Origin of the sequence: Flagellimonas sediminis (genome assembly GCF_010500845.1) — a bacterium.
In the GTDB taxonomy this organism is placed as follows: domain Bacteria; phylum Bacteroidota; class Bacteroidia; order Flavobacteriales; family Flavobacteriaceae; genus Flagellimonas; species Flagellimonas sediminis.
The window spans coordinates 264,921-278,886 of the sequence record NZ_JAAAMI010000001.1; the positions used below are offsets into that span (position 1 = coordinate 264,921).

15 protein-coding genes are annotated in these 13,966 nt (G+C 44.8%); 8 read left to right on the forward strand and 7 right to left on the reverse strand.

The window, feature by feature from the left end:
* Positions 1-77: 77 nt before the first annotated feature.
* From GTK07_RS01175 to GTK07_RS01185, 3 genes are read right to left on the reverse strand one after another with little or no spacing between them, the layout of a single operon-like run.
* Positions 78-1,745, reverse strand: coding sequence for a glycerol-3-phosphate dehydrogenase/oxidase (locus tag GTK07_RS01175; RefSeq protein WP_163632107.1), 1,668 nt, complete (start codon positions 1,743-1,745; stop codon positions 78-80).
* Positions 1,746-1,748: 3 nt separating this feature from the next.
* Positions 1,749-2,057 (reverse strand): antibiotic biosynthesis monooxygenase family protein, encoded by a 309-nt coding sequence (locus GTK07_RS01180; protein ID WP_163632109.1) that lies wholly within the window; start codon positions 2,055-2,057, stop codon positions 1,749-1,751.
* Entirely contained in the window at positions 2,058-2,414 is a 357-nt protein-coding gene (locus tag GTK07_RS01185; RefSeq protein ID WP_163632112.1) for a hypothetical protein, read from the reverse strand.
* A gap of 60 nt (positions 2,415-2,474) precedes the next feature.
* Between GTK07_RS01185 and GTK07_RS01190 the strand changes: the two genes are divergently transcribed.
* The 6 genes from GTK07_RS01190 to GTK07_RS01215 all read left to right on the forward strand — a co-directional run bounded on the left by GTK07_RS01190 (position 2,475) and on the right by GTK07_RS01215 (position 7,262).
* The gene (locus tag GTK07_RS01190) at positions 2,475-3,008 is read left to right on the forward strand and encodes a CvpA family protein (RefSeq protein ID WP_163632115.1); all 534 of its coding nucleotides are present in this window, start codon (positions 2,475-2,477) and stop codon (positions 3,006-3,008) included.
* Between the two features lie 183 nt (positions 3,009-3,191).
* Entirely contained in the window at positions 3,192-3,701 is a 510-nt protein-coding gene (locus tag GTK07_RS01195) for a CAP domain-containing protein (protein WP_163632118.1), read from the forward strand.
* Positions 3,702-3,808: 107 nt separating this feature from the next.
* A complete protein-coding gene (locus GTK07_RS01200; protein ID WP_119640587.1) occupies positions 3,809-4,351 on the forward strand; it encodes a 3-hydroxyanthranilate 3,4-dioxygenase in 543 nt (180 codons plus the stop codon).
* Positions 4,348-4,722 carry a DUF1304 domain-containing protein gene (locus tag GTK07_RS01205; protein ID WP_203583695.1) on the forward strand — a complete coding sequence of 125 codons (375 nt, stop codon included), beginning with the start codon at positions 4,348-4,350 and terminating at the stop codon, positions 4,720-4,722. Before GTK07_RS01200 ends, GTK07_RS01205 begins: the two co-directional genes overlap by 4 nt.
* 76 nt (positions 4,723-4,798) lie before the next feature.
* Positions 4,799-6,352: an L-piperidine-6-carboxylate dehydrogenase gene (amaB, locus tag GTK07_RS01210; protein ID WP_163632121.1), complete on the forward strand. Its 1,554-nt coding sequence runs from the start codon at positions 4,799-4,801 to the stop codon at positions 6,350-6,352.
* A gap of 352 nt (positions 6,353-6,704) precedes the next feature.
* On the forward strand, positions 6,705-7,262 hold the full coding sequence (locus GTK07_RS01215; RefSeq protein WP_203583696.1) for a hypothetical protein: 558 nt from the start codon (positions 6,705-6,707) through the stop codon (positions 7,260-7,262).
* A gap of 7 nt (positions 7,263-7,269) precedes the next feature.
* Here the strand turns inward: GTK07_RS01215 and GTK07_RS01220 are convergent, their stop codons facing one another.
* Positions 7,270-8,265, reverse strand: a complete 996-nt coding sequence (locus tag GTK07_RS01220) for an acyl-ACP desaturase (RefSeq protein WP_163632124.1) — start codon at positions 8,263-8,265, stop codon at positions 7,270-7,272.
* Between the two features lie 54 nt (positions 8,266-8,319).
* Positions 8,320-9,045, reverse strand: a complete 726-nt coding sequence (locus GTK07_RS01225) for a metallophosphoesterase (protein WP_163632127.1) — start codon at positions 9,043-9,045, stop codon at positions 8,320-8,322.
* Between the two features lie 154 nt (positions 9,046-9,199).
* Here GTK07_RS01225 and GTK07_RS01230 point away from each other — a divergent pair, with 154 nt between their 5' ends.
* Both GTK07_RS01230 and GTK07_RS01235 read left to right on the forward strand, forming a co-directional pair.
* Positions 9,200-10,144 (forward strand): carbohydrate kinase family protein, encoded by a 945-nt coding sequence (locus tag GTK07_RS01230; RefSeq protein ID WP_163632129.1) that lies wholly within the window; start codon positions 9,200-9,202, stop codon positions 10,142-10,144.
* Entirely contained in the window at positions 10,145-12,073 is a 1,929-nt protein-coding gene (locus GTK07_RS01235; RefSeq protein ID WP_163632132.1) for an alpha-amylase family protein, read from the forward strand. It abuts the gene before it with no gap.
* Here GTK07_RS01235 and GTK07_RS01240 read toward each other — a convergent pair whose 3' ends face one another.
* Entirely contained in the window at positions 12,074-13,210 is a 1,137-nt protein-coding gene (locus GTK07_RS01240; protein WP_163632135.1) for an ATP-binding protein, read from the reverse strand.
* The gene (locus tag GTK07_RS01245; protein WP_163632138.1) at positions 13,207-13,962 is read right to left on the reverse strand and encodes an SDR family NAD(P)-dependent oxidoreductase; all 756 of its coding nucleotides are present in this window, start codon (positions 13,960-13,962) and stop codon (positions 13,207-13,209) included. The genes GTK07_RS01240 and GTK07_RS01245 overlap by 4 nt, the downstream gene beginning before the upstream one ends.
* Positions 13,963-13,966: the final 4 nt, after the last annotated feature.

The window sequence follows — 13,966 nt, forward strand, 5'->3', positions numbered from 1 at the left end:
AAGTCCTTTATGAGGTCAGTAAAGGCCTTACTGTGAATATTAACGTTCCTAAAATATAAAATATAGTTAAGATGTATCTATTCCCTATCCAGCGAAAAATTGGAATGTCCCTTCAATTCGCGTTCCATTTCGGCCCTGAACGCGTCCATTTCTTCCGAAGAGTAACCATACGCCGTTTGGAATTCCTCAAAAACGGGTTCTATAAATTTGCGGACACTGTCTATATCAAAATAGAGTCTACCCGTTCTTCGGATAAAGAAATCCATCGGGTTCAAGGCCATCTCATGGGCTATGGTAAACTGGGCTTCGGCACGGATCATTCTTTCCTGTAGATTTTCTGCCTTGATTTGGGCGTACAATTCCAGAATGGTCTCGGTCTGTTTGCCATAGGTGGTCACCAAGTACCAAGCATCGTATTCCGTAAAGCCATTGTCATGCAATCGGTCAAAAACCGTGGCAATGTATTTTTTTACGTGCTTGTACTTTTTAAAATCGCTTCCACAAAGTGGGATTTTGTCCGTGGTGCAGGGTTCCAATTTTCGTTCATGGTCCTCTTCCATATGTTTGGCGATGCGGTTTACCGCACGTTCTGCCATTTTCCGGTAGCCTGTCAACTTCCCTCCGGCAATGCTGATCAAACCGGTATCCGAAGTGAAAATTTCATCCTTTCTCGAAAGTTCAGAAGCGGATTTGCCCTCTTCATGGATCAAGGGACGCAATCCAGCCCATGAGGACACAATATCGTCCAGCTCCAAATGGATGTCGGGGAACATATGGTTCACGGCAGTAATCAAATAAATGGCATCTGCAATATCGGTGGTCACATGGTCCTTATCAGCATTGTAATTGGTATCCGTAGTGCCGATATAGGTGACCTTGCCACGGGGAATGGCGAACATCATCCGGCCATCGGGAATATCAAAATACACCGATTGCTGCACCGGTAGTTTTTCCTTTGGAAACACCAAATGCACCCCTTTGGTCAAGTGCAGGCGTTTTCCCTTTTTGGACTGGTTCACGCTTCGGAGTTCATCTACCCAAGGCCCGGCAGCATTGATGACATAAGTTGAAGAAACACTGTATTCTTCCCCAAAAACCTCATCCTTGAAAGTAACGCCGGCCACCTGCTCATCTTTATACACAAAATCAGTGACCTTGGTATAGTTAAGGGCCTGGGTGCCAAATTGAAGACTTGTCTTGACGTTCTCCAACGTTAGCCTGGCATCATCGGTTCGGTATTCGGCATAGTAGCCGGCTCCGTTCAATATCTTTTTGGGCAAAAGGGGTTCCAATTTCATGGCCTCCTTTTTTTCCAACATCTGTCTTTTATCGTCCCCAGTAACTTGTGCTAAAATGTCGTACACCTTCAACCCGATGGAGGTAAGCCATTTGCCATAGGAACCCCCTTCGATCAAAGGCAACAACATTTTTTCAGGAATCACCAAATGAGGAGCTAGTTTGTGCACAATCGCCCTTTCGGAACCTACTTCCTTCACCAACCAAAAGTCGAACTGCTTCAAATACCGAAGTCCTCCGTGGATCAACTTGGTAGACTTGCTACTGGTACCCGATGCAAAATCGTTCTTTTCCAACAGTAAGACTTTCAACCCTCGTGAAGAAGCGTCCAACGCTATTCCCGCACCGGTAATCCCACCTCCTACCACAATCAAATCGTAGGTGTCGGCGGCTATTTTCTGAAGTTTTTCTTTTCGGCCAATGTTGGAAAAAGCAATGTCCTGGCTCATAGATTATTTGTTGAATTCGTATTCCCTTTCCACACGGCAAATCCTCACCTTGTACCAGGAATACCATGTTTTGATTCCATTTTTTTGGGCCTGCCTGTGGTCCATGTTCGCCTTCCAATGGGCAATGGCTTCCAAGCTTTCCCAATAGCTTACGGTGATCCCAAGTCCGTCACGGGCACTTTCAACATCCAAAAAGCCAGGTTGTTGACGGGCCAGTTCTTCCATTTCGGCAGCCATTTGGGCATATCCTTGGTCTCCCTCGGTTCGTAAGCTAGTAAAAATAACGGCGTAATAGGGTTTTTGCAGTTCCATTTATAGGATGTATTGTTTTTCAAGAAAATAATTGACCAAGGCCTCCTTCATCAGAATTGCCTGCTCCCCGGCCTTTAAGGGCGGTAATTGTTCCTTTACTTTGTAATGGGGCCAGCCTTCCTCATCAAAAAAATCGAAATCGTAATACCCATAGGGCTCCAACAACCTACAAATGGCAATGTGCATCAGGTTTACCTTTTCATCTTTTTTGAAACTGCGATGGTAGCTTCCCAGTTCCTGCACACCCACTAGATAGATGATGCCGTCCAACTCCAAGGGGTCCCCATCCGAAAACTGTGCGGACAGTTTTACCACTAAATCATCCCATCGTTCCCTTAGTTTTTCGTCTCTGGACATAAGTTTTTGTAAGAAATCCAAAGGTACAAATCAATATTCTATATTTGTTAAAACCTGCCTATGAGCTTTTTTGATATCGTCATCGGAATATTGTTGGTCTGGGGCCTGTACAAAGGTCTTAAGAACGGACTTTTTGTGGAAGTGGCTTCCTTGGTGGCCCTTATTGTAGGGATTTACGGGGCCATCCACTTTTCACACATCACTGGGGAATATTTGGCCCAACGGTTCGATTGGAGTGAGCAGTACCTGAAACTGGCCGCTTTTCTCATCACCTTTTTTGCCATCATCATTGTGGTGAACCTTGCCGGAAAGTTCTTGACCAAAATTGCTGATTTTGCCATGCTAGGGCTATTGAACAAGATTGCCGGTGGACTTTTCGGTATGTTGAAAGTGGCTGTTATTATAGGTGCGCTACTTATTTTTCTGGAAAAACTTTCCGGTCCCATGAACATGATCAAGGAAGAAACCAGAGAGAACTCCGCGTTTTACCAACCTGTTCGGGATATAGGTGCCTTTGTTTTCTCATTGGTTTTGGATGACGATGATGAAACCGAACCAGAGGAAGAAATTGAGGTAAACCAACAAGTCATATAACATTCAATGCCATAAGACAAAAAGCAAGATTTTTCGACTATCTGCTATGGTAGATTTCAGTTGGTGCAATTCAACGTAAGAAATTGCCTTTCTGTGGATATTTTATGGTAATGCCCGCACAGTCCATTAGATTAGTGGCCAGAACACTAGGGGATTTAGAACACCCCCGAAAACACCCCGAAAATGAAAAAAGTATATGGCATAGTATTGGTCATAGTGCTCTTGTTTACTTTAAGCGAATGCAGCACAACATCCACCCAAGAAGAAGAACAGTATACCGAGGCTACCTTGGGCAACGATAAAGTAACCATTGATCCCGTGGCCATGGAAACAGATTTGTTGGCTTTGGTGAACCAACATCGCTCAGATATCGGATTGAATGCATTGGAGAACAGTACCGTTTCCTATAAATATGCTGAAGAGCACAACGACTATATGATTTCCAAAAACTCTTTGAGCCACGATAACTTTGAAAATAGGGCAACCAAAATTGCAGAGGTGACCAATGCGGTGAGCATTTCAGAAAATGTGGCCCGTTACTACACCACGGCCGAAAAAACCTTGGAGGGTTGGCTCAATAGTTCATCACACAAAGCAGCCATGGAAGGGGATTTTACGCATACCACCCTCAGCGTTGAGTTGGACAAGGAAGGGAGGCCTTACTTTACCCAGATTTTCATGAAAGTGGAATAATCAAACCAAAATATTTGTGAAAAGAGGCCTGCAGGATTGCAGGCCTTTTTTTGTTGTATGCTATGTTGCCACCTAGGTTTTTTTTACCTTTCGTAAAATCTTGAATTATGGCTATACAGGCTCCATTCAACCTGAACAAATGGATAGAGGAAAACCGCGATACCCTTAAACCCCCCGTGGGCAACAGGAACCTTTACAAAGAATCGGATGACTATATTGTGATGATCGTTGCCGGACCCAATGCCCGAAAGGACTACCACTATAATGAAACCGAGGAACTCTTTTATCAACTGGAAGGCCATATTGAAGTGCATATTCAGGAAGACGGGCAAAAGAAAACCATGAAACTGGGGCCTGGGGATATGTACCTACATCCCGCCAAAGTACCCCATTCCCCGGCACGCCAAGAAGGTTCCATCGGACTAGTGGTGGAACGGAAAAGGGTAGCGCTTGATGCCAAAGATGGCCTGCTCTGGTTCTGTGATAACTGCAACCACAAACTCTACGAGGTCTATTTTCCCCTGAACGATATCGAAAAGGACTTTTTGGGCCATTTTAAACATTTTTACGGGTCGGAAGAACTCCGCACCTGCGACAATTGCGGCACTGTGATGCCTGTGGATGAACGTTTTGTGGCAAAAGAAGAATGATACTGTTGCTCGCCAAAATTATCGTGGCCATTGTGGCTTTACTCCATCTGTATTTTTTATGGTTGGAGATGTTCGCATGGACGACCAAGGCAAAAAAAGTGTTCCGCCAGTTTCCTGAAGATTTGTTTGAACCTACCAAGACCTTGGCCGCCAACCAAGGACTGTACAATGGGTTTCTTTCTGCTGGATTGATTTGGTCTTTACTAATCGAAGACCCCACGTGGCAAGTATATGTGGCCCTTTTCTTTTTGGGCTGTGTGGCCGTTGCAGGAATTTACGGGTCACTGACCGCGTCAAAGAAAATCTTTACCGTTCAGGCATTGCCAGCCCTCTTGGGGATAGCCTTGTTCCTAGCACATCAAATGCTTTAAAAAATCTTCATTTTTCCTGTGAAGTATTATTTGTATTTTTGTGAAAATATAACAATTCACTTTTAAAAAGTTATAAATGTCGATAGTTGCCGCAGATTTTGGAATGGATAAAGCCCTAAAACAACTTGGGCTTCAAGAGATAAACAATGGAACATCCACCGGTTCGGAAAACTTTGGGTCGGGTGAGATCATTTCATCCATATCACCTGTTGATGGTACCCTTATCGGCAAGGTGAAGACCACCTCGCCCGAAGACTATGAAAAAGTAATGCAAACGGCAACGGCTACCTTCAAACAATGGCGATTGGTTCCTGCTCCGCAAAGAGGGGAGATTGTTAGGCAGTTCGGCGAAAGGTTGCGCGAGCTTAAAGAACCCCTAGGAAAGTTGGTTTCCTACGAAATGGGCAAATCGTACCAAGAAGGGCTGGGAGAGGTCCAGGAAATGATCGACATCTGCGATTTTGCTGTTGGCCTTTCCCGACAATTGCACGGATTGACCATGCACTCCGAAAGACCGGGGCACCGGATGTACGAACAATATCATCCGCTGGGAGTGGTCGGCATTATATCGGCCTTCAACTTTCCTGTGGCCGTTTGGGCCTGGAATACGGCTTTGGCCTGGGTATGTGGTGATGTCTGTATCTGGAAACCTTCCGAAAAAGTTCCGCTTTGTGGGGTTGCCTGCCAAAACATCATTGCCGAGGTGTTGAAAAAAAATAACCTTCCCGAAGGGATTTCGTGCCTTATCAATGGCGATTATAAGGTCGGTGAATTGATGACCAACGATAAAAGAGTCCCTTTAATTTCTGCTACAGGGTCTATCCGAATGGGTAAGATCGTAGCGCAGGCCGTAGCATCCCGATTGGGCAAATCCCTTTTGGAACTGGGTGGCAACAATGCCATCATCGTAACCCCGGATGCGGATATTAAAATGACGGTAATCGGGGCCGTATTTGGGGCCGTAGGCACCGCTGGACAACGGTGTACCTCAACCAGAAGATTGATCATACACGAATCCATTTATGATAAGGTAAAAGATGCCATTACTTCTGCCTATGAACAAATCAAGATTGGAAATCCGTTGGATCAGTCTAACCACGTAGGGCCTTTGATCGATACCGATGCCGTGAACATGTACCTAAAAGCCTTGGAAGAGGCCAAAAAAGAAGGTGGAAACATTTTGGTTGAAGGTGGTGTTTTGCAAGGCGAAGGTTACGAAACCGGTTGCTACGTAAAACCTGCCATTGTAGAGGCTGATAATTCCTTCAGGATCGTACAGGAAGAAACCTTTGCCCCCATCCTATATCTTTTGAAGTATTCCGGTGGGGTCGAGAATGCCATCGAGCAACAGAATGGTGTGGTCCAAGGACTTTCTTCTGCCATTATGACGAACAACCTAAGGGAGGCGGAGCGTTTTCTTTCTGCTGCCGGAAGTGATTGCGGTATTGCCAATGTGAACATCGGTACTTCGGGTGCCGAAATAGGCGGTGCCTTTGGTGGTGAAAAAGAAACCGGGGGCGGACGAGAAAGCGGTTCCGATGCTTGGAAAGTATACATGCGCAGACAGACCAACACCATCAATTACACTACGGAACTACCTTTGGCACAGGGCATTAAGTTTGACCTATAAAAAAGCCGCCCAACTAGGATGAACACTAGATGGGCAGTCTTTAAACCAACTTAACTAACTCAAACTTAACTTAAACCCTACTCCAATGCCGAACTTTGTCGGGAGAAATAGGGTTGTTTGTCTTTTATGCCTGCAATTTCATCATTATTGTTCGGGAATTAAGGAAGTATCTTACAAGTGGTCGCAAATTTTGTATGATTGGCACCTTTTGTTCCATTTTCTGTTGAAGAAATAGTACTCTTTCCTTAAAATTCGGTGTAAACTGCTCAAATTCCTATACTTAATTTCAAAAATTTAAGATTTTTTTAATATTTTGGATAGGCAGTTGTCCTGCATTTAAACCTCTCACACCATGGATTTGGAAGGCGCTAACATTTGGTACTGGATCATACTCGCCATGGTGGGTATCATCGCGGCCGTTTTGGGCTATTTTTTTGGTAAATCGGATGCTCCTTCTGCTCCGGACTTTTCGGAACAACTGAATATATTGGAAATTGAAAATGCCAAACTGAAGGCCGACCTGGATACTTGTAAAAAAAGACTGTCCTCAACCAAACAACCAAAGGTTTCCGACAATTTATCATCTTCAATTACACCAAAATATCAACCAGTATTCAACACCGAGGAAGCCAAACAGGCATTCGGCACAAAAGTCAAAGAGAACGATCTTAAAATCGTGGAGGGCATTGGCCCAAAGATTGAAGGCCTGTTCCACAATTTCAACATCAAAACGTGGAAACAACTATCGGAGACCTCGGCAGACAAATGTCAGGAAGTATTGGATTCTGGAGGCAAGAGATACCGTATCCACGACCCCGCCTCATGGCCCATGCAGGCCAAAATGGCGTATGAAGGCCATTGGAAACAATTAGCGGAATGGCAAGAAAAACATCGTGCCGGAAAATTCTGAGCCTAAACTATAATGAACCGTTGGCCTCTACCCATTTGAAAGTCTGTTGGGTCTGGGGGAATTTCATCCGCTCCGCTATACGTTCCAATCGTTCAGGAAGCTTCATCAAATAGTCCCTGGCCTTTTCTCCCTGTTCAGTAAGGGAACGTAGATTGCCGATTTCCCAATAGCTGTTCAATTTCTTCAAGATATCCACATAGTCTTGGGCGGTATACACACCCAACTTCTGCGCACAGTTGGAAAAGTGTTCAAACGCTGCTCCAATACTTCCACCAGATTCCCGTAAAAAATGGGCCGGCATCACGATTTTCCTTTTCATCATATCGGCAAACGCCTGCACCATTCCATCGGGGTCCTGACCCATAATGGTCTTCACAAATTCACGATAGGCCAAGTGGTGCCTCATTTCATCCCCAGCGATGATAGTGCACATTTTTGCCAGCAGACCGTTGCTCTTTTGTCTGGCCATTTTACCTACCCTTTTGTGCGAGATGTTGGTGGCCAACTCTTGGAAGGAGGTATATACAAAATTCTTGTAGGGATCTCTATCCGTGCCAATATCAAATCCGTCCGATATCAGGTGTTGGGTAGTGATTTCCACTTCACGCATATTCACTCTACCGGAAAGATAGAGGTACTTGTTCAAAACATCGCCATGTCTGTTCTCTTCGGCAGTCCAGGCCCTTACCCATTTACTCCAACCATTTTCCTTGCCGTTGTGCTGGTCAATTCCCTCTACATCCATCAACCACGATTCATAAGTGGGCAATGCCTCTTCCGTAATGGTATCCGCCACAAGGGTCACCCAAAAATCGTAACCGAGTTCTTTGGCCTCTTCCCTAATCTGCACCACTTCATCAAAAAAGTTATCGGATTGGGAATCGGGTAAAAAATCAGTGGGTTGCCAAATTTTCTCGGTTGGTATAAGAAACTCATCCATAAAACCCTTTACTTGGGGTTCAATGGCCTGCATCACCTCCAAACGCACATTTTTAATCGACATAAACTTGTTTTTTACAAAGGTCTCGATTAAAATTTATTTTGGGATGGATTTATCCTAATTTCTGCCCCGTTCCCCTGGATAAAAAGTATGCACCGGGTCACTTTGCCAAAATTCCTTGGTTTCCACATCCAGAATGGTGAGCCCTCCCTTGAATGCCGCTCCGGTATCCACATTCCATACATTGGCCGCTTTTTGGGGTTTTACCACTTGGGTCTTGGACAAAGGGGTATGACCAATAAAAACCTCTTTGTAATGGGTGAGTCTTTTGGGGAATTTGGGGTCAGTAGGCTCCAATTGAGGATTAAGTGCGGTGGCCAGTTCCCACAAGGTCCTGTCCCAATAGTAGGATTGCACAAAATATTCGTAATCAATCCCTTTTAGATTGGTGTACCCGGCATGCAGATAGAGTCTATTGTCGTCTGCGAGATAGTAATTTTCAAGATCTGCGTAAAATTGAAGGTGCGTTTCCCACTTGTTCCGATCGGCATCCAAGTAGGATTGTCGGGTAGCAGTGCCTCCGTGTGCCAACCATTGCGGGTTATCCTTTTGCGTCAACAGCCAATCCCTGCAGAGCTCGTCATGGTTGCCTCGAATAAAGGTGCAATTTAAAGTGTCCTTCAACTGGATTAAAAAATCCACCGTTTCCACAGCGGTGCTCCAGGCATCCACATAATCCCCCAAAAAAATAATATGGTCTTTTGGTGTTACCTTGGCTTTGTCCATGACTTGCTCCAAAGCCCTTAGCCCAGAATGTATGTCGCCCACAACCAGTGTTCGCATAGAGAAGTTTTTGGCAATATTACACACAAATGCCCGGCATGCTAAATAAATAGGGCAAAGTTTATCAACGGATTATTACAGGTCATTTAAAAAGCGATGCCTATTTTTGGTCGCGGTACAAAATTCTATGTACCTTAGGATAATTCCATAAAAAATGAAGAAGGTATTCTGTATTGGTGAAGCATTGATCGACTTTGTTGCCGAAAAACAGGGAAGTGATCTTTCCAAAGCTGTGCAATTCACCAAAAAAGCAGGGGGAGCCCCCGCCAATGTGGCCTGTGCCATTTCCAAACTTGGGGGAAAGGGAATATTTATAGGATGTGTTGGGAACGATCCTTTTGGAAAATTCCTGCTCGATGTGCTCAAACATGAAGGGGTAGATATTTCCCTCGTCCAATTGTCCAAAACCTTTACCACCTTGGCATTCGTTTCTTTGGCAGAGGACGGGGAGCGGGATTTTGTCTTTAGTCGAGGAGCCGATAAAGAACTGGAATATGACCATGACCTTAGAAAAACTTTAAAAGGAAACATTCTACATTTGGGTGCCGCTACGGCCCTTTTGGGAGGCTCCTTGGAAAAGGCATATGGCAAATATCTGTTCGATGGACTCACCAAGGAAATGTTCATCAGTTTTGATCCCAATTATCGGGAAGACCTTTGGAAAGATGAACAGGAAGTCTTCATCAAAAAATGCATGCCTTTCATAGAAAAATCCCATTTGTGCAAGTTCAGTAAGGAAGAGGCCCAATTGCTTTCCGGAAAATCGGATATCCACGAAGCCTGCGATGTCCTTCATGAAGTGGGGACACGGATCATAACCGTAACCTTGGGCGGCGAAGGAACTCTTTTGAGTGCCCAGGGAATGAAGAAAATCATCCCTAGTATTGAGGTAAGGCCTGTGGATACTACTGGGGCCGGTGATGCTTTCATCGGATGCCTATTGAACCAGATTTCGAATCTTGGGAACTTTGACCCTGTTTTTGAAGACTTTGCCTTGCTCGAAAAAATGGTCGCAAAGGCCAACAAGGCAGGGGCCATTACCACCACCAATTTTGGGGCCATTGTGGCTTTGCCCACCAAAGACCAGCTCGAAGTATAAATGAACCAGGCCAACATACATAGATTAGTTGCCACGCAGCTCAAACAAAAGGATGCCGATGCGCTTTTCGACCTTCGGTTGGCGGCCAACCTGCCCTTGATCCAAAACTTGTTTTCCTCCCTCTATCCTGATGAACACCACAAAGCTCATTTTCAAAAGTTGATGGACCTGCTCTCCAGATTGTATGCTTCGAGACCATCGGAATTGAAAAAACAGGATCTTGAAAGATTGAATTCGGGCAATTGGTACCAGTCCGAAAAAATCATGGGTATGCAACTCTATGTGGAGCACTTCAACAAAAACCTCAATGGCCTAAAGGAAAAGCTCCCCTACTTTAAGGATTTGGGAGTGAATTTTTTGCATTTGATGCCCATCACCACTCGCCCCAAAGGTGAAAGTGATGGTGGATATGCCGTGAACAGCTATCTTCAGGTCGACAAAAGGTATGGAACCAAGGAAGATCTTTTGGCCCTTACTTTCGAGTTTCGAAAAGAGGGGATGTACCTCATGCTGGATTTTGTGGTGAACCATACTTCCAACGAATTTTCATGGGCAAAAAAGGCCATGAAAGGCGATAAAAAATACCAAGGGTACTATTACACTTTTGAGGATTACACTATTCCTTCGGAATTCGAAAAGAACCTTCCCGAGGTGTTCCCCGAAACCTCACCTGGTAGTTTTACCTATGTCCCCGAGATGAATCGGTGGGTCATGACCGTTTTCAACAGTTACCAATGGGACCTCAACTATACCAACCCCGAAGTGTTTTTGGAAATGCTCACCAACCTCGTAAAGTTGACCGATCTTGGTGTCGATGTGGTCCGTTTTGATGCATTGGCTTTTCTTTGGAAAAAAATGGGGACCATCTCGCAAAATCTTCCAGAGGCGCATGATCTGGTTGCCCTGTTCAGGATGTGTCTTCAGGTTGTGGCACCAGGGGTGATTCTTTTGGCAGAGGCCATTGTAGCCCCAACCGATATCATCAAATATTTTGGGGAAGACCAAAAAAGAGGCAATGAATGTGAGGTGGCCTATAACGCCTCGCTTATGGCCCTGCTCTGGAATTCCATCGCCACCAAAAGAACCTCTTTGCTTTACAAAAGTTTGGACCATGTGCCACCAAAACCCGTAGATTGTACCTGGATCAACTACATCCGTTGCCATGATGACATTGGCCTTGGTTACGAAAACCAATTGATCCAGGAATTGGGCTGGAACCCTGATATGCACCGCAAGTTTCTGCTCGATTATTATTGCCAACATTTGGATTGGTCGCCGTCCAAAGGCCTCATGTTCATGTACAATCCCAAAACCGGGGATGGTCGCATTACTGGTAGTTCGGCCTCATTGTTAGGGCTGGAAAAAGCACTGGAACTGAAGGATGACGTGTTGATTACGGAATCCATCAACAAAATTGTTATGTTGCATGGCATTATCCTTGCATTTGGTGGTATTCCCTTGATCTATGCTGGGGACGAAATAGGTACGCTCAACGATTATTCCTTCCGAAATGACAATTCCAAAAAGGATGATAGCCGATGGGTAAACCGACCCATGCAAGATTGGGATACGATATCAAAACTGGACAACAGGAATCTGCCCCAATCCAAGATCTATCATACGCTTCAAAAATTGATCAACATAAGAAAAAGTAATCCTGTTTTTGCGGATAACAACAGCCTTTCTCTTTGCCATACGGGCAATGACCATATCCTAGTATTCGAAAAAAGGGGCAACGTTCGTGAAGGTCTACTGGTTCTTTGCAATTTTGACGAAAACGCTCAGGTAATCGAAACGGGTTGGATCAAAAGATTGGGCTATTTCACCAAAGGCGACCCCTTGGATTTAGTATCTGACCGCAAATTGGTCATGAAAAGTGGTCTTCTGGAAATAGCTCCCTATCAGTTGATCTGGTTGAAAAGGGATTAATTAACTGTACTTCACTTTTCTCAGGATGCGCTGCGATTCCTTTAGGGAGAGATACACATTTCTATCGTATTCTTTCAAAATTTCGCGTGATCGGTCCATTTGCTCCTTGGCCTCCTCAAAACCGTTGAAGTAACAGATCAGGTAGGTGGCCGGCATGTGAGTTACATCTACATGTTCCGAAGCCGTGAGGGGGATATTGCTTTCCAGTTTTTTCAACAGGGAATTGTTGGTATTGTAGACATGGTACAGGGTCTTTTTATCGAACTGGGGCGGCTCAAATATCAACTTGCTGTTAATGGTGTATTTGCCATTTTCGGAAAAGGTGATCGTCATTTCTTCCAACGGATAATATTTTTGTTGCGTTCCCAAACCCAGTTGCACATATTCCACCGTACTGAAGGTATCCTCGTTGTATTCGATCGTGATCTCGTCCAGAGCGGAATAGAACAATTTTACCTGTTCGTTGATAAGTTCTATATCCACACGGGAATAGTAGGTCTTGTTCTTCACCTTCTTTTTGTTTCCTGCCCAACAGACCACAAACTGCTCCTTGAACACCTTGTAATCGCTGGTAAGGTCCGGATGTCGGGTATTGATGAAATTGATCACCGCATCCAAGGTGAGTTCAATATTGTTGCGGGCATGCTGTTCTATGGTGGCCACCTTTTCAGAATTGATGTCCTTCAACTCCACACCAAAGGCCTTAGGCAGGCTTATACTGCCTTCCCTAAAGAAAACGGATCCCCCATAATATTTCCAAATGTTCTTGCGAAGGGCACAAACCTTTCCATTAGATCGGATGGTGACCAGGCCCACTACCTTTCCTTCCGGCAAATGGGGAAATGGGATGTTTTCATAGGAAATAATAGGGGGATTATCCAAATAGGCATTAACCAAATTTTGGATCTTGCTGTCGTCAAAGAAATCCACTCCAACAATTTCGTTATCGGCATCTTCCACGCCAATGACGATAAATGAATTATTATTGGGGTTACTGTTGGCCAGGGCACAGACATGCTTTAAGAATTTTGCCTTGCCCTCCCTTTCTCCTATGGATATAAAACGCTTTTTGTCGTAAAAACTGTTCTCATCGTTGTGTGCCAGTAAGTTTTTTACGAGTAGGCGTTTGTTGATCATAGATTTTTCTTGACGATGGTGCTACTGGCCTGGGCCGTGGGCATAACGATTAGGTCCGCAATATTGATATGATAGGGCCTTGTGACCACAAAATGAATGATGTCCGCAATATCCTCTGGCTTCAGGGGCTGAAACCCTTTGTAAACATTGGACGCCCTTTCTTTATCTCCTTTGAACCTGACATCGCTGAATTCCGTTTCCACTAATCCCGGGTTTACCGCCCCAACGCGGATGCCATAGGCATTCAGGTCCATGCGCATCCCTTGGTTGATCGCATCCACGGCATGTTTGCTGGCACAATACACATTTCCGTTCGGATATACTTCCTTCCCTGCTGTGGACCCAATGTTGATGATGTGCCCGGACATGCGTTCCACCATTTGGGGCAGTACCGCTTTGGACATATACAACAATCCCTTTACATTGATGTCCAACATGGCCTCCCAATCATCGGGATTGCCTTTATCGATAGGATCGAGACCATGGGCATTGCCCGCGTTATTGATCAAAATATCGATTCTTGAAAAATCATCCGGTAGCTTTTCAATGGCCAAAAAAACGGCTTCACGATCCCGTACATCAAAGTTTAGCGTGAAGATTTCCGTTTCCTCTCCAAGTGCTTCTTTAAGTTCATCCAATCGTTCCTGTCTACGTCCACAAAGAATCAATTTGAATCCCTCTTTGGCAAAAAGTTCTGCCGTGGCCTTTCCGATGCCACTAGTGGCACCTGTAATCAAAGCTGTTTTACTCATTTTC